The organism is Pantoea sp. OXWO6B1, from assembly GCF_001641135.1.
Taxonomy (GTDB): Bacteria; Pseudomonadota; Gammaproteobacteria; order Enterobacterales; family Enterobacteriaceae; genus Pantoea; species Pantoea allii.
Genome location: NZ_LWLR01000001.1, coordinates 1,003,865 through 1,020,382, shown reverse-complemented (window position 1 = coordinate 1,020,382; position 16,518 = coordinate 1,003,865). Strand labels below are relative to the sequence as shown.

Annotated in this window: 13 protein-coding genes; 5 read left to right on the top strand and 8 right to left on the bottom strand. The window is 55.8% G+C overall.

Going from position 1 to position 16,518, the window contains the following annotated elements; genetic code table 11:
• Nucleotides 1-24 precede the first annotated feature (24 nt).
• From A6A26_RS07000 to iucA, 6 genes are all read right to left on the bottom strand, one after another.
• Entirely contained in the window at nucleotides 25-1,686 is a 1,662-nt protein-coding gene (locus tag A6A26_RS07000; RefSeq protein WP_063878074.1) for a methyl-accepting chemotaxis protein, read from the bottom strand.
• Between the two features lie 180 nt (nucleotides 1,687-1,866).
• Entirely contained in the window at nucleotides 1,867-4,062 is a 2,196-nt protein-coding gene (gene iutA, locus A6A26_RS06995; RefSeq protein ID WP_082875157.1) for a ferric aerobactin receptor IutA, read from the bottom strand.
• A 27-nt stretch (nucleotides 4,063-4,089) separates the two neighbouring features.
• Nucleotides 4,090-5,424 (bottom strand): NADPH-dependent L-lysine N(6)-monooxygenase, encoded by a 1,335-nt coding sequence (iucD, locus tag A6A26_RS06990; RefSeq protein WP_063878072.1) that lies wholly within the window; start codon nucleotides 5,422-5,424, stop codon nucleotides 4,090-4,092.
• A 3-nt stretch (nucleotides 5,425-5,427) separates the two neighbouring features.
• Nucleotides 5,428-7,161 (bottom strand): aerobactin synthase IucC, encoded by a 1,734-nt coding sequence (gene iucC, locus A6A26_RS06985; protein ID WP_063878071.1) that lies wholly within the window; start codon nucleotides 7,159-7,161, stop codon nucleotides 5,428-5,430.
• Nucleotides 7,161-8,108 (bottom strand): GNAT family N-acetyltransferase, encoded by a 948-nt coding sequence (gene iucB, locus A6A26_RS06980; RefSeq protein WP_063878070.1) that lies wholly within the window; start codon nucleotides 8,106-8,108, stop codon nucleotides 7,161-7,163. Before iucB ends, iucC begins: the two co-directional genes overlap by 1 nt.
• The gene (gene iucA, locus A6A26_RS06975) at nucleotides 8,109-9,833 is read right to left on the bottom strand and encodes an aerobactin synthase IucA (protein ID WP_063878069.1); all 1,725 of its coding nucleotides are present in this window, start codon (nucleotides 9,831-9,833) and stop codon (nucleotides 8,109-8,111) included.
• A gap of 132 nt (nucleotides 9,834-9,965) precedes the next feature.
• Between iucA and A6A26_RS06970 the strand changes: the two genes are divergently transcribed.
• Nucleotides 9,966-11,177, top strand: a complete 1,212-nt coding sequence (locus A6A26_RS06970) for an MFS transporter (RefSeq protein ID WP_063878068.1) — start codon at nucleotides 9,966-9,968, stop codon at nucleotides 11,175-11,177.
• Nucleotides 11,178-11,192: 15 nt separating this feature from the next.
• On the top strand, nucleotides 11,193-12,083 hold the full coding sequence (locus tag A6A26_RS06965) for a siderophore-interacting protein (RefSeq protein WP_063878067.1): 891 nt from the start codon (nucleotides 11,193-11,195) through the stop codon (nucleotides 12,081-12,083).
• 183 nt (nucleotides 12,084-12,266) lie between these two features.
• Here A6A26_RS06965 and A6A26_RS06960 read toward each other — a convergent pair whose 3' ends face one another.
• Nucleotides 12,267-13,136, bottom strand: coding sequence for a LysR family transcriptional regulator (locus A6A26_RS06960; RefSeq protein ID WP_063878066.1), 870 nt, complete (start codon nucleotides 13,134-13,136; stop codon nucleotides 12,267-12,269).
• Nucleotides 13,137-13,234: 98 nt separating this feature from the next.
• On the opposite strand from A6A26_RS06960, the gene A6A26_RS06955 reads away from it, so the two are divergent.
• Both A6A26_RS06955 and A6A26_RS06950 read left to right on the top strand, forming a co-directional pair.
• The gene (locus A6A26_RS06955) at nucleotides 13,235-13,744 is read left to right on the top strand and encodes a phenolic acid decarboxylase (protein WP_063878065.1); all 510 of its coding nucleotides are present in this window, start codon (nucleotides 13,235-13,237) and stop codon (nucleotides 13,742-13,744) included.
• A gap of 220 nt (nucleotides 13,745-13,964) precedes the next feature.
• Complete coding sequence (locus tag A6A26_RS06950; protein WP_063878064.1) at nucleotides 13,965-14,285, top strand: DsrE family protein; 321 nt, start codon at nucleotides 13,965-13,967, stop codon at nucleotides 14,283-14,285.
• Between the two features lie 10 nt (nucleotides 14,286-14,295).
• On the opposite strand, the gene A6A26_RS06945 is transcribed toward A6A26_RS06950, so the two are convergent.
• A complete protein-coding gene (locus tag A6A26_RS06945; protein WP_063878063.1) occupies nucleotides 14,296-15,531 on the bottom strand; it encodes an NAD(P)/FAD-dependent oxidoreductase in 1,236 nt (411 codons plus the stop codon).
• A 185-nt stretch (nucleotides 15,532-15,716) separates the two neighbouring features.
• Between A6A26_RS06945 and A6A26_RS06940 the strand changes: the two genes are divergently transcribed.
• Nucleotides 15,717-16,508, top strand: a complete 792-nt coding sequence (locus tag A6A26_RS06940) for a sulfite exporter TauE/SafE family protein (RefSeq protein WP_063878062.1) — start codon at nucleotides 15,717-15,719, stop codon at nucleotides 16,506-16,508.
• Nucleotides 16,509-16,518 lie beyond the last annotated feature (10 nt).

Sequence of the window (16,518 nt, the reverse complement as noted above, 5' to 3'; positions counted from 1 at the left end):
AACGGGCCACTGTTTTTTTCGCTATCAGAAGCTCTGCCAGTTGTCTTCCTGCGCACCGGCACCGGCTGCCGCAAGCTGTGGGCGCTTAAGCACGGGCGCAGCCGTCACGGTGAAAGGTGGACGCTTATCCATGACAACCTGGGCAGGATGGATAGTAAAGGCAGCCACCAGCTGTTGCAGCGAAGTGGATTGTTCGGTTAACGAACGCGCGGCGGCAGAAGCCTGTTCCACCAGTGCGGCGTTTTGCTGGGTCACGCTGTCCATCTGGTTGACGGCTTCATGCACCTGACCAATGCCCTGCGACTGCTCCTGGGCCGCTACCGCAATTTCATCCACCAGATCGTTGACCTGGCGCACGGCATCGTTCATCCGGTTCATATTCTGTCCGACTTCTTCAGCCTGCGCGGCACCGGTTGCTACGTAGCGCATCGATGACTCGATTAACGCTTTGATCTCACGGGCAGAAGAAGATGAACGCTGTGCCAGATTACGCACCTCACCGGCTACTACGGCAAAACCGCGTCCCTGCTCACCCGCCCGGGCCGCTTCAACTGCCGCATTCAGCGCCAGAATATTCGTCTGGAAGGCCACACCTTCAATCAATGCAATGATGTCGTTGATTTTCGCCGAGCTGCTTCTGATATCGGTCATGGTGCCCAGCATCGTTTTGACTTTGCCTGAGCTGTCCTCCGAGATTTCACGCGCGTTTTTGGATAGCTGGCTGGCGAGTCGGGTGTTTTCGGCGGTCTGGCGTACGGTTTCACTCAGTTCAGACATGCTGGCCGCCGTTTCCTCCAGCGACGCCGCCTGCTGTTCCGTGCGGGAAGAGAGATCGTCGTTACCGGCTGAAATCTGGGACGAGGCAGAACTGACCGAGTGGGACGCCTGCTCAACCGATGACAGCGACTGCGCTACGTTGTTCACCAGGAGGTTGTAAGCCCTGGCGGTTAAGCCAATCTCGTCACGACGTGAATCGTCTGCGCGCAGCGTCAGATCAAGCCGCTCACTGGCGTGTTCCATGGTGGCGCGAATGGCGTTAAGCTGACGACGGATGCTGAAAATCGTCTTAACCGAAAACGCGCCGAGCAGCAGGATAATCGCTATCGATCCCCCTGACATGCCCCACAGGGTTTTCTGATACGCCTTGCCGTTTTCCTTACTGTACGCCTCACCGATAGCCACATTCAGCGCCAGTTGCTTCTGATATCCCTTCATCAGATCGCGTACCGCCTGTCCAACTCCGCTGTCGCTCTGAATAGCGCCGAGGGAAACGGCATCGTTTTGTGCACGGGAACCGGCTAAAAATTCCGGCAGTCTGGTTTCGATGTTTTTAATCGTGCCAAAGGCCTGTTCAGTTAACGACTTATCTTCAGCATTAGAGATATCGTGTTCCAGGTAATACTGGTTAAGTTTCTTTAAGTCGTTTATCGCCGAACCAATATCTTTTTCGAACTGTGCCTGCTTACGGGGATCGGTGGCACTCTGGTGTCGGTACAGTAGCAGCGTTAGTGCATGACTGCTGTCCACCAGCTTGTTCAGGTCGATAATCGACGGAATGGTATTTTGCTGAACATAGTCAAAGCGTGACTGAAAGCCGGTCACGACCAGGATAGCGACCACGGCTAAGGCAGCCAGTGAGGCGGCTAGCAACGAGAAGGTCAGAAACAGTCTCTGGGTAATGGTCATAGCTTTATTCACCTGATGTAGAGGAAACATTGTGTAGAGGATGTTTCTACTATCGGCATCTGACGATGAAATATTACACAATTCATTAGGTAGCTAACTTTATTGTGTCGCAACCTGTTGTGATAAAGGGGAAAGAATGTAAAAAACAGGCCCGGACGGTGCCGGGCACAGAAGCAGGAATCAGAACAGCACGGAGTAGTTCAGACCAAAGGTGCGACCGCGGCCTTTGTACTGGTACTGAGACGGTGAACCATAGGTAGGGCTGTAGAACAGTGGTGCGCGCTGTCCCCACACCGTGGTGTAGTCGCGGTCCAGCAGGTTCTCAACGCTAAAGCTCAGCTTGCCGACGGGCAACTCATAGCTGCCAATCAAATCAACGGTGGTGTAGCCGTTAATGTTATAGCCCGCATCATCGCTCAGATTAAACGAGGTGGTGCTCTGGACTTTCAGGCTCCAGGGATCGGGCGACCAGCCAACATAGGCGGTTGCTTTCGACGGACTGGCGACTTTCACGTCATATTTTCGCCAGCTGCCATCCACTTTCGACTCGGTCTTCAGCACATTGAAGTTCGCGCCGGTGCTCCAGTTGGTATCCGGGATAAAGTAATCCACGGCACCTTCAACACCATAAATCCGACGCTTATCGTCAACGACGCTGATGGTCAGATCCTGATTCTGCTGAACACTCTTGTCTGAGAGCGAATAATAGGCGCTGAGCTGCGTGCGCAGATTGTCACCGGTATAGCGCCAGCCCAGCTCCCATGAATCGACTTTGATGCCCTGCAATTTGCTGGCATCCACGTTGACGCTGTTGATCAGCGGAAGATTGCCGTTAACCGCCCGACCATAGGTGCCGCGTCCGTAATATTTACCCGGGTCCGGCAGTTCAACGCCTTGCGAGAAGTTAAACCAGGCCTGCTGCCGCTCCGTGATATGCATCAGGATACCGGCGTTATACAGGAAATTATCGTAATCGGTTGAGCCACCCGGAATCGCATCGGCTGAACGGGCGGTGCCGTTGGCAATCGCCTGCTGCTGCGCATAACCAACAAAGTCATCCACCTTGTTTTCGGTGTACTGATAGCGCACGCCGCCACTCAGCGTGAAGGTATCATTAATGTCGTAGCTGGACTGCAGGAAGGTCGCCAGGTTGGTAATGTCATAACCCGGATAGCGACCGGTCGTGTAGATGCTCTGATTGTTCAGCCCGCCCGAGGCTGCCGACTGGCCCAAATCAAAGAACATCTGGTTAGCGTTGAAACGCTCGTGATCGGCGTCCACACCGTAGGTTAACGCCAGCCCATCGACGGGCTTACTGGTTATCGCCAGCTTGCCACCATATTGATCGGTGTTCTGCTCTGAGGAGGAGAAACTGGTCACGCGTCCGCCAGAAACGGTTGGGAACGGATAAAACGTCAGTGACTCGTCCCGGTAATAAACCTGCCCCACCAGCTCCTGACCGAGGAAATCGGTATTGGAGTACTGCAGGCTGACAAGGTGGCGCTCGGTGCCGGGAATACGGTCCGAGTCCAGCCCTTTACTGGTGTAGGCGTTGCCGTTACCGGTTACTGCCGAAAAGTTTCTGCCCAGATTCAGACCATAATCATCGTCACCCTGGCTCTTATAGTATTGCGTTACCAGTTGCAGTTGCTGGTGGTCATCAATTTCCAGCGTCCCGGTGCCCATCACATCCAGACGGTCGGAATATTGCAGCCCCGTCTGGGTATTATCCAGCAGAACCGAATCGCCGTTGCCGTCATACCAGCCACCAAACTTCTGATAAGCGACAGACAGCCGTCCCGAGGCGCGGTCATTACCGCCAGAGATAGCGCCCGCCACGCGTTCGTCGTGATCTTTACTGCTGTTAAAGCCGGTTTTGGTGCCGGTTTCAAACTCAAACTGCGTGCCCGGCTGGCCTTTCTTGGTCACGATGTTGATCAGACCACCGGTACTGCCACCGCCGTACAGGGAAGTCGACCCCGAGATCACCTCAATGTGATCGATGTTGAAGGGATCGATCGAATCCAGCTGGCGACTGTCTGTGCGTGAAGAGTTGAGGCGAACGCCGTCCACCAGCACCACAATCGCGCGGCCACGCATGTTCATGCCGTAGTTGGTTCGGCCCTGGCTACTGACGTCCAGACCCGGCACCAGCTGCGCCAGCGCATCTTTAAACTCTTTGCCGCCCTGGACTTGCTGCTCCAGTTCGGCCCCCTCAATTACCCAGGTGGTTTGGGCCATGTCAGCCACCGTACGGTGCGTACGACTGGCCGAAACGACCATTTCATTTTCGCTGGTTTGCTGTGCAACCGCCGGTGCCATCATGGCTAACAGCAGCGGATTGAGCAGCCAGATATTCTTGTTTTTAGCTTTCATCATCGTTCCTGCGTGCGAGGTTAAGACTTACCCCAAGGACTCGGTATAGTTTTTGGTAGAAGCAGCGCCATGCTGCGGTTTTTCCCGGCTGACGCTGCGCCACTGGATCAGAGCGGGCGGCGTGCTGAGATCGAACAAATCACGCCCCAGTGCGCGATTCAGAATACGGGCGGAGCGCCAGGCCATCAGGCTGAGCTGTGGTTCAGCAATACCGTGAGTCTGCATACTGGCGTTCACCGCAAAGATGTTATTGTCTTTTGGCCCGTTCCACTCAAGCGTGAAGTCCTCACGCACGCTGAACGTGCACTCGTCTTTCATGGTCAGGCGACTCATCAGCGGAGAGAGCAGTTCCGGCAGCGCCGGGCGATAGCCGGTGGCAAAAATCACTACATCACAGTCGATCAGGTCGTAACCCTGATCGAGCTGATGCTGTAACTGGAGCTGCCAGCCCTGATGATGGCTGTTGAGTTCAATCACCGAACGGCTCGGCAGCAAATGGGCATTGCGCGGCAGTCGCTGCACTTCAAAGCGGTGATACAGCTCGCGATAAATCGTCAGCAGGGACTCAGCCGTAATGCCATCCGAAGTCATCTTTTGTTCAGCCAGCATTTTCTGTCGGGCAGGCTCGTTCAGGCCGACAAAGCTGGAAACGTACTCTGGGGTGAAGTATTCGTTGGCGAAAGCGGCTTCATCCAGGGCATTGAAATTGTTGCGGCGTGATACCCAGCTGACCTCAGCCGGTTCGCCCCACTCGCCCCGGAAGGCGTTGAGGAACAGATCGGCACCGCTCTGACCGCCGCCGATCACCGCCACACGCTTGCCGCGCAGGTCGGGCTTGCGCAGGCTCATTTCGCTGGCATGGAAGCAGGTGGCGCTGATGCGGTTCACGCAGGGCGGCAGGTAGGGCTGCTTGCCAATGCCCAGGCAGATGTTGCGGGCATAGCTTTCGCCGCCGTTGCTGTGAATCACAAAACGTTTATTCGCGTCGTCAAAATCGATGCGTTCTACCGTCTGATTAAAGCGCAGGTTATTCATGCCTTCGGCGGCCCAGCGCAGATAGTCGGAAAACTCATCCCTTGAAACGGTGCGCAATTCGGTGGTCATAAAGCGGTAAAACTTTTTACGCTTGACCAGGTAGTTCACAAAGCTGAACGGGCTGGTGGGCGCGACCGCCGACACCAGATCTTTTAAGAACGAGGTCTGCATATGGCAGTCCGGGACCAGCATGCCGGGATGCCAGGCAAAATCGGGGCGACTGTCTAAAAACTGGCTGGTGAACCCTTGTGCCTCGTGAGCCAGCGCCGCGATACTCAGGTTGAACGGGCCAATGCCAACGCCAATAAAATCAACAGTGTTTGTCATGATTCAGTCCTTGGTGACCAGCCACAGCGGGTTTTGCAAATTTTCCAGGTAATTGGGCAACATACGGCTTCCGCCGTCCTGATCGGGCCAGGTGAGTTTTACCGGATTCAGCACTACACGAATGATTTGTGGCTTGAAGAGTGAGAAAAGCGCAAAACGCGCCGACAGTTGCGGATGGTCCTGCATATAGTCGCTCAACACTGCGGCAAGCAGTTGGTAAAAGCGTCGTTCTGGTACGCCAAGGCGCGCCATTAACGGCGAAATAAACCGCAGGACCGTGACAAAATGGCCGGTCTGCAAGTCATGAATCAAATAGTCAGCGCTCAGGCGTGCCGTCACATCGCGGACGTCCTGAGGCAGAGAATCCATCTCTGGAAAATCGTCCTTCACCAGCCGCATATCGCCCTGAAAATCTTTCAGCAACACGCGCTGAGGCACACCGTCCTTCATCGCCAGCGTAATATTTTGCCCGTGTGCGATCAGCGCTACGCCATAACGGCACAACAGGTGATAAAGCGGCACCACAGAGACGCGAAACATCTGACGTAACCAGGCTTCTGCGCTCAGGCCAGAGCGGGCAATGTAAGCCCCGATGAGCGGCTGATGGTTCTCATCGCACTCCATCAGCGTTGCCATCAGGATTGGCGTTTCGTCCGGGTGCAGCCAGCGTGAGGGGTTTTCGCGCCAGATCACGCCCAGCATTTCCTGGTAGCGATACGGGGCTTCGGCCAACGCGCCGTAAGCCTGATGGGAAACATAACCGGCGGCAGGTTCACCCAGGATCACCGCCCCGCTTTGCTGCAGCGTCGTGTCCGTGGCAAAGACGTTTTGTAGCCAGCGGGATGCCAGCGGGCCTGCGGCGATGTATTTGCCCGGAATACCGCGATAGCAGGAGGTGTTGTAAATGGTGAGCGGCAGTTTAATATCCAGCCCGCCCTGACGACTGGCGTTGGTCAGCGTGCGCAGTGACTGCTGCGCCAGCCAGCGATCGCCAAATTCTCCCAGCGAGACCATCTTGCCTGTCGCCAGATCCGCCACAAAATCGAGGGCAATTTTTTGCTGCCACTGCCAGGGATGAACCGGTAACGGCAGCCAGCTGTCGTCCAGCCCCTGGTCCTGCCAGGCCTGAGTGAAACGCGCATATTCACCGCTGTCCATCGCGGCATGTAGCAACTGCTGGAGATCCAGCGCGCTGTCGCAGCGCCAGACCATATGGTCACGCTTCACTGCCAGCCAGTGCAGGCGGAAGGTATTCAGGTATTCGGGTGCATAGCGCTCCAGCGCCTCTTGTCCCCATCCCCGACGGCCTTTATTGAAGGCAAACTTAGGATGACCGCTTAGCAGGCACTGCAGGCGGTCGGCATCCATATCAATGAGCGCGTTCGCATCCAGGCCCTGACGTGCCTGCATAAGCTGAAGATCGCCGCGCAACGTGGCATAGAGATCCTGCATATGTTCCGCCACCGTTGCATCGCTCATCGACAGCACCGGCTTCAGCTGATACAGCAGCGTCTGAGCCAGTATCGGCTCCTCCGCACAGCGCAGGCTCTGCGCATCGATCCATAACCAGCCCCAAATGCCCCGTTCGGCGGTGAAGTGCCACTCGGCTCCCGGCAGGCTGATGCAGTAACGGTTCTCGCCCTGAGGCTGCGCCTGAAAGACCTGCTCGTACTCCAGCTCAGCCAGCATTTTCGCGACCAGCTGACGGTTAACGGCGTCCCATGCGTGCTGATTCATCACAGGCCCACCTCGCCGAAGAAACGCGCGCGCTGGGTCATGACCAGCCGGGAGCGCTTGTGCGGAAAATCAAACTCTTTCACGGTGCTGTAGCCCGCCGGTGCCAGATGGCGGAACAGGCGCTGATTATCGGCCCGGGGTTCCAGCACCAGGCGCTGGGTTTGTGGGTTGTCCAGCAGCAGATAGTGACTGATGCCGCGCAGCCAACTCTGCACAAAGTGCGGCCCGCGCCACTGCGGCTCACCCACCAGCAGATGCAAACCGCGATCGTATGGCTGCCAGCTGTAGTGCCGTCCGATGCGGTCTTCTGCCGCCCAGTAGATTTCAAAGTAGCTAAAAGGCTCATCATCAAAGCAGCCAATCAGCGGAAAGGCATAACTGCTGGTCAGCTGGCGTTCAAGGTAGGCGGTCTGCACCGCCAGCGATCCGCTCAGCTCCCAGAAATAATCTACGCGCGGATCGTTCATCCAGCGGGTGAACGCCTCTGCGTCCCGGGCAGGATCGGCTACGCGAAAACTCAGCGTACGGCGCACGCGCGGATCGTAACGGCGATAAACTTCGCCGTTGGGGCGCGGCGGGCGCTGGGGAAAACAGATCTCACGCTCGGCATCAAACGTCATCTCGCCGGAGGCCTGCTGACGCGGGGCAGACAGCCACAGCGGCAGTTGCCAGAACATATCGCGATGCACGATATCGCTCTTTAGTGCGTCAAACAGCGCCAGCGCCTGTGGTTCTTCGCGCCATTCTGCGAAGGGCAGCACCACGGCGGAAAGCTGCGGGGCCGCGATAAACATCTGGTCCAGCGCCTCACGCAGCCAGCCTTCGGCAAGCGGACCGGAAAAATGCAGCACCGCACTGTTGTCCTGTCCCCAGCCGAGATTCAACGTGTTGCCTGACTTTTCGCAGCGCAGGCCGTGGCCACTATGAACAATCTTTGCCTGAGACATTTAGCGCTCCTGAGACAGCAGTGGGTTGATGAAGTCAAAGTAGATCACCGAGGGATCGACGATGGTGTTTTCATTGTGATCGTGCAGGTAGCAGAAGAAATTGCCTTTGACGTTCCAGTGCGGGCTTGTCAGCACGTAGTCAAGGCAGTCCGTGTGCGTCACCTCGTTTCGTAGCGCGCTTAACGCGTCACGTACCCGTGCCATCAGATGGGCTTCGCTGTCCATGCCTGCCGCACCCAGTGCGGCCGTCACGGCAAAGGTGGAGTTCACTAACAGGTAGTAGGGGAAATAGCGCAGCAGCTGTTCGCGGCTAAAGACGTTTTCCGCCTGCGCTTCGCCAATCACGTCCAGCCAGCCTGCGGCATGTGGCATAAAGGCGCTGCCCTGGCAGTCGCGATAGATCAGGCCAACCGGCAGATCCTGCGCCATCTCCACCAGGATATTTTGCTGATGGGCTAACAGCACCAGACCGTAATCAGCTTCCGCAGTGAACAGCGGTTTCAGCACCTGCTGGCAGTAGGCGTCGACCCAGGCATGGGCGGCCTGTTTTTCGCTGATGTTCAGACGCTGGCTCAGACGTTTCACCGCCGCAGACAGCAGTGAGTCGCCGCCGTCCGGCGCGGACTGCGTCAGGGAAACCAGCACGTTGGTCTGGCTCTGCGGCCTGTCGACAATCAGGTTTTCACGCAGCGCGAACAGGCTCTCTTCCATGATCCTGCCCTGCGCATCGCGCAGTCCGGCCCAGCCATCTTCCTGCATGACACGAAACGTCGGGAAACGCGCCTGCATGTCCTGCCAGCGTTCGGTCTGCGCCAGGCGCGCCAGCCGCATGCCGCGTTTGACCTCTTTCACCGACAGGGTGCGGACGGAGTTAGTCAGCCGCACGCTCAGGGAAAACTTGATCATGTCCCGGCTGGTCGCACAGTACAGCGAACGCGATGACGTGGTGGGCAGCCAGGGCGCACCGGCCTCCCCCAGGTCAGTCACCAGGCCTTTCTCCACCAGTTGCTGACACCAGGTCTGCTGGAGCAGATAGTCCGCCTGCCAGGGATGGAGCGGGAACAGCCACTGCCGATCGGTCAGCGCATGCAGTAACTGCGGCGCGTTTTCGGCCGCAAAGCGCATCAGGCGCTGCTGTAAAGTCAGTTGCAGACTGTCGCCCGCCAGGTGGTCTTTATCCACCGCGAACCAGCGTAACGGGAAATGTGGCGCAAAATCAGGCAGGTAGCGTTCGGCCTGCGGTTGCGTAAAGGGTTCGTGTGACTTGGGTGCCGGATGGAAGGCGTGCCCGACCAGCAGTGCCTGCTCGGCCTCGGCAAAGTTCAGGGCTTGCTCACGCAGGCCGTTCCAGTCATGACGGGCAGCGATTGCCTCACCGGTATGGGCGTGACTTTCCATAACACGCTGGTAAAACGCCTCACAGCCAGCGGCGGGCAGCTGCTGCTGGTTTTGCAGCTTATCGACAATCAGTCTGGCAACGGTCGCGAACGCCACTGGCTGGCTGTCGCGATGCGTGACCAGTCGGGCCGGGAAAGCAAAACGGTGGTGCTGGGTGGGAGAAAAGTAAGCCACCTTAAAGTGTAGGGCCTTCTCATCGTCCAACGGAATCACTAATTCTACGGGTTCACCCTGGCTGAGTTGCCAGTCCTTGGTTTCACGGATCAGGGAATTCAGGAAGCACTGTGCTGCCACATCCCAGGCTCCCTCGTGTGTTGATTGAATCATTATCAAACAATTTCCAGGCGTTATGATAATGCGAATTCTGCCGATAACAGTTCTCATTATCAACGACAATTGTTAGAATTGGCGGAATAAATTTTACAAATACATACAACAAAGATACGGGTTAGCAACATCGTGACATCTCTTGAACTGACCGCGACGCCGCAAAAAGCCTTATCTAACTGGCCCTTAGCGATAAGCGCCGGATTGCTGGGCATCGGCCAGAATGGTTTGCTGGTGGCTATCCCGATGCTGGTTGCGCAGACCAGTCTGAGCCTGTCGGTGTGGGCAGGACTGTTAACGCTTGGCTCAATGCTGTTTTTGCCCTCTTCGCCATGGTGGGGAAAACAGATCGCACGCGTGGGAAGTAAACCGGTCGTGCTGTGGTCACTGGCCGGTTATGGCGCCAGTTTTTTGCTGCTGGGCATCGGCTGTACGCTTCTTTCCACGCAGTCCATTAGCCCCTCGATTGGATTAGGCATACTAATTATTGCCCGGGTTATTTATGGCCTGATGGTGTCGGCAATGGTGCCGGCGTGCCAGGTATGGGCGCTACACCGGGCCGGTGAAGGTAAGCGCATGACGGCACTCGCCACCATCAGTTCCGGCCTGAGCTGTGGCAGGCTGTTTGGCCCGCTGTGTGCCGCCGGAATGTTAGTGATTCATCCACTTGCCCCCTTGGTACTGTTAGTGGTTGCGCCGTTGCTGGCGCTGATGATGTTACTGCCTTTGCGCGGTAACGCGCCGCAACCGGCCGTGGCGCGTAACAATGCCCGGCTACGCATCGACTGTCTGCCCTATCTGCTGTGCGCTCTGCTGCTGGCGGCAACGGTGAGCCTGATGCAGTTGGGCCTGTCCCCGGCGCTGGCAAGACAGTTTGTTGGTGATACCGCCGCGATTAGCCATCAGGTAGCCTGGCTTCTGAGCGTGGCGGCGATCGCCTCACTCGGCGCGCAGTTCACGGTGTTGCGCCCTCAGTTACTGACGCCGCTTGCGCTGTTGCTGAGCGCAGGGCTGTTGATGTCTCTGGGGCTGGGAATGATGCTGAGCACGCCGCTCTGGCTGTTTTATACCGGCTGCGCCTTGCTTTCGTTTGGTGCTGCACTGGGCACGCCAGCCTATCAGCTGCTGTTAAATGACAAGCTGGCAGACGGCGCGGGGGCAGGCTGGATAGCCACCAGCCATACCTTAGGCTACGGATTATGCGCGCTGCTGGTGCCACTGGTGTCGCAGTCGCATGGCGAGACAGCGCTGATCGGTGCCGCCTTCGCTGCTGCCCTGCTGTTTATGGCGATGTCAGCGTTGATCTGGCGCGCACGCCGCCGCTCCACCTTATCGGCTTATTAACTAAAAGGAACGACGATGGCTGAAGTCCATAGCTACCGCCTGTTTGACGTAAAACTGGCACGCAAGCGTCATCTTTCTCCCTCTATGCTGAGCCTGGTGTTTAATGGCCCCGACATCGCACAGATGAAATCTGATGCGCCTGACCAGCGAATTAAAATTTTGCTGCCTGCCGAAGATGGCAGCATGCCCACGCTCCCTGACAACGGTGAGTGGTATCAGACCATTCTGTCGCTGCCAAAAGAGCAGCGTCCCCTGTTGCGCACCTATACGCTGCGCCATCTCGATCCTGACCAGCAGGAACTCACCATCGAGTTTGTCAGCCACGGAACCGAAGGCCCGGCATCAGCCTGGGCGATCAACGCCCAGCCGGGTGACAGCCTGGTGATCGTTGCGCCTAATGCGGCCTATGCATCTGACAGCGGCGGATATGAATGGACGCCGCCGGACGCGCTGCGCAACGCGTTACTGATTGCCGATGAAACCGCGTTACCCGCGGCGAAAGGCATCCTGGAAAAACTGTCCCGGCAGCAAAATCCGCCGCAAGTGCAGGCGTTTTTTGAAGTCCCGGATGCGGAGGATTGCGTCGGTTTACAGGCTTATGCATTTGCCGACATCACCTGGCTGCCGCGCAAACCCGCTTTTGCCTCACACGGCGAATGCCTGGTCGAGGCGATAAAATCCCGGGTTAAGGTGCCTGATGGCGGTCATCAGCAGGACGTACAGGAAGAGGCAGAAGGCGAATTACTGTGGGATCGCGCTCAGGCCCGCAACAGCGAGTTTTACGGCTGGGTCGCCGCCGAGTCGACCGTAGTGAAGTTATTACGTCGTCACCTGATTGGTGAACGCGGCGTCGATCGTGAAGCGATCAACTTTATGGCTTACTGGGCCAAAAAACGGGCCCACTAAACGCCCTGTCGAGAGTGGCGCGTTGGGGGATTTCTGGACGCTGTTTATGCGCAGCGGTGGTGTTCAGGCTGGCCCACAAACCCAGCCATTTCGACCGCTGTCACGGTTTGCTGTGTCGCCGCCAGACCGGCACGGGCCATAATCTGGCCACGCTCGTTAACGCAGACCCGTTTAGCTGGCCGGTCAGGTCAGGGTAGCCTTTTTCAGCAGATCGAGCAGAGTGACGATTTGCGGGTCCAGCCTCAGGATGTCTTTCTTAATCAGTAAATGCAGCGTGGTGGCGCGGCGGACGCCATGCTGTAAGGGCAATATTTTTAGTGTTCCCTGCGCCAGTTCCTGCTCGATGCGCTCATGCGGAATCCAGCCATAGCCCACCTGATGCATCACCGCCTCTACCGCCGCCTCGATGGTCGAAAACGACCAGTAGTCGCCATTACTGCTCTCATCCTGCACCGTGAAATGTTCCCGGTCGGCGATACGAATCAACGGATACAGCGCCAGCTGTTCTTCGTCGAGCGTCACCCCGCGATGGTGCAACGGATGGTCACGGTGAGCCACGGCAACGAAATCCACGTTCATTAACCACTCACCCCGCCCGGCCATATCCTGGCGCTGAGTCACCACCATCACGTCGGCCTCGGCGTAGTCGGTGTCAGTTTCCAGCACTTCGGTAAGGTTGATCTGAGTGTGAGGATGACATTGCTGAAACGCCTTGAGGACGGAAAACAGGCGACGACGCGGAAAGATACTGTCGACCACCAGTTCCAGCTTTGTCCTGACGCCGCTGCGTATTGAGCCTGCAAACGCCTCCAGCGAATGGAAGGCTTTAAGTAACGGCCGCACCTGCGCCAGTAGCAATTCCCCTGCGGGCGTCAGCACGGCCTTGCGTCCTTCGGTATGCAACAACGTAATGCCAATGCGCTGCTGCAACATGGCAAGGTTATAGCTCACGGAGGACTGGCTGCGATTGGTAAGCATCGCGGCCCTGGCAAAGCTGCCCTCGCGCACCACCTTGTCCAGCAAACTCCACTGCTCCAGCGTCGTCTTGTGCATAACCCATCCAATTTTTGAATCAATTTCATCGTAAATTAGCGTTTTTAATTCATAAAGTGAATGGTTAAGCTGGGTTCAACCAAAGAGGAGAACAAATTATGAGCAGCTTTGACAAACATAATCTTGACGGCTTTATCGGTAAACATCTGGTTTATACCTATGACAACGGCTGGAACTACGAGCTGTATATTAAAAATGAAGACACCATCGATTACCGCATTCACAGCGGCATGGTGGGCAACCGCTGGGTCAAAAACCAGCATGTTTACGTTGTCAGAGTCGGTGAAGATATCTATAAAGTCTCCTGGACTGAGCCGACCGGCACCAGCGTCAGCCTGATTGCTAACCTGGGCGATAAACTGTTCCACGGTACCATCTTCTTCCCGCGCTGGGTCATCAACAATCCTGAGCGTACCGTGTGTTTCCAGAACGACCATCTGGAAGAAATGGCGAAGTACCGCGATGCCGGCCCAACCTATCCAATAGAAGTGATTGATGAGTTTGCCACCATCACCTTTGTGCGTGATGCGGGAAAAAATAACGAAGACGTGATTGCCTGTGCCGCAAGTGAATTACCCGCAAATTTTCCTGAAAATCTGAAAAATTAATCTGAACAAAGGGGCAATGCCCCTTTTCCTGTTGGAAAGACGCATACAGCAATCCCCCGGTTATTACCGCGATAATACAACAAGCGTTTCTGTTTTTATTTAACGGGAATCGCCGACGACATATTTGCTTTCAATCGTCAAATTCATCTGTCCCTGTTGATGTTTTATCCTGTGCCATCGACGTCTTTTTCCGTTGCGGTAAATACCGCCGAGGCACAGAATGAAGATAATTTTGCACGTCCCCGATAAAAACCGTATTGACAATGCTTTTGCTAATGCAGGCAACCTGCTTAAAGAAGCGGGTTTTAACGGCGACATTGCCATTGTCTTTAATGGCGACGCGGTTAGCGATGTTATTGGCAGGATTATTTCTGACGCCCTTAAGCAGGCACCGACCGTCACATTATTACTCTGTCAGAATAGCCTTAATGCGCAACATATTGACGTCAGCATGCTGCCAGTAACCTTTCACGTGGTTCCGGCAGCGATTACCTATATTATCGACCAGCAGTCGCAGGGCGCATTATACATTCGCCCTTGATCGGCTTGCTCTACAGCGGCTTACTTTTAGCAAACCACTCAATTCCGCGCAGCATCCCAGCCCAATAGAAACGCGGCAAAAACCAGGCTTTTAACCACCATGCGGCGCGACTGGGTCGGGCTGAATGGAGCGGAAAAGTGGGAAGCAGACGGTTGCCATAGCCAAACTCCGCCAGCACGACTTTCCCTTTCTCCACGGTGAGCGGGCAGGAGCCGTAGCCATCGTAACGCGTTTCAGGCACACCTCCGTCAATGACCTGTCTCAGGTTTTCCGCCACCACCACGATCTGTTTACGGGCGGCGGCGGCCGTCTTGGCATTCGGTGTTGAACAGCAATCGCCCAAAGCAAAAATATCTGGCCAGCGGCTGTGCTGCAGCGTCTCTTTATCGACATCACACCAGCCAGCAGCATCCGCCAGACCGCTTTCGGCGATAAACTCAGGCGCGGCCTGAGGCGGGACAACATGGAGCATATCGAACGGCAGCGTGATGTCACGCGTGCTGCCGTCAGCATCGGTGACGGTAAATATCGCCTGCTTATTCATACCATCGACGCCGGTAAGGACATGGCCGAAATTCACCTGCGCCCGGTATTTCTCCAGGTAAGCCGTTAACGGTGGGACAAATTCGGGCACGCCGAAGACCACCTGACCCGCCAGACAAAATTGAATATCAATCTGCGCCAGACAACCCTGACGCTGCCAGCGATCGGCAGAGAGATAGAGCGCTTTCTGCGGCGCACCCGCGCATTTTATCGGCATCCCCGGCTGGGTAAAAATAGCCTTCCCCTGCTTCAGATTTTGCACCAGTTCCCAGGTGTAGCTCGCCAGATCGTATCGATAGTTTGACGTTACGCCATTGCGGCCCAGGGTTTCATTCAGACCACTGATTTTGTCCCAGCGCAGGACCAGACCGCTGGCGATAATCAGGTAGTCATAATCTATTTTTTGGGCAGAGGTAGTTTCAATATATTTCTGTCCAGGTGATATATGGGTTACCGCATCCTTAATCCAGTTGACGCCTGCCGGAATAACCGCATCCATCTGTCTGCGGGTTTTTTCAGCGGAAAATAATCCTGCGCCGACCAGCGTCCAGGCGGGTTGATAATAGTGCTCTTTTTTAGGCTCAATGAGGGTTATTTTGATGTTCTTAATGCGTTTCTTAATACTTGCGATGACGCCAATTCCAGCTGATCCACCACCAATAACAACAAGATGAGGTTGATGGGGATTATTTTTATCGTTCATGCAGGCCTCCCTTTCGTTTAACCGTAGTGGATTGCGGCACAGAGATAAAGCGAATCAATAGACTTTAAAGTTATAAAAAAAATCACTTATAATATTTAGCTATATGATATAGCGAAAAGAAATAATAGATTGACAGTTATTTGTCGCCCCTCTTTAATACCTTAAAAATAGCGTCAGGAATGAAAATGGTCATTCAGGAATTTACCCATCTTTCTGCCCTCACGATGTGCCTGCTAATCGCAACAGGTATCGCCGTGGGCTTTTTTCTGGCGCTGACCGGCGGGGGCGGATCGGTCGTGTGCGTGCCGTTGCTGCTGTACCTGGTGAAAGTCCCCGACACACATCGGGTCATCGGCACCAGCGCTATCGCCGTGGCAATAAGTGCCCTGATCAATCTTTTTGCCCACGGACGAAAGGGAAATGTCAGATGGGCGACGGGCGCGACGATATCGCTCGTGGCGGTGTGCGGCGCGCTGATCGGCGCCGAACTGGGGAAAATCGTCAGTGGGCAATACCTGTTACTGCCGTTTTCGCTTTTGATGTTTACCGTGGCGCTGATGATGCTGAGGAAACACCGTCATTCGCCCGACGCGCCTGCACATGAGAAACACGTTTCCCCCATCCTCGTCTGGGGAAGCGTGCTGCTGCTGGGCAGTTTGGCCGGATTTATGGGCATCGGTGGCGGGTTTTTAGTGGTGCCGGTGCTTGTCTGGTTGTTTCGTTTTCCCGTGGTGGAGGCGATAGCGACGTCGCTGATGGTGGTATTCGCCATGGGGATCTCAACCAGCGCAAGCTATGCCCTGGCCGGAAAAGTGTCGCTGGTCATGACCGCTTATCTGATTGCGGGCGGCCTGCTGGGCGGTTTACTGGGTGTGGCGGTGGCCAACCGTCTGAAGAAGAATGAGCGCGCGATTAACGCGGTCTTTTCGACCATGCTCATGGTGATGGCCAGTTACATGTTGCTTAAAAATCTCTGAAAAAACGGGA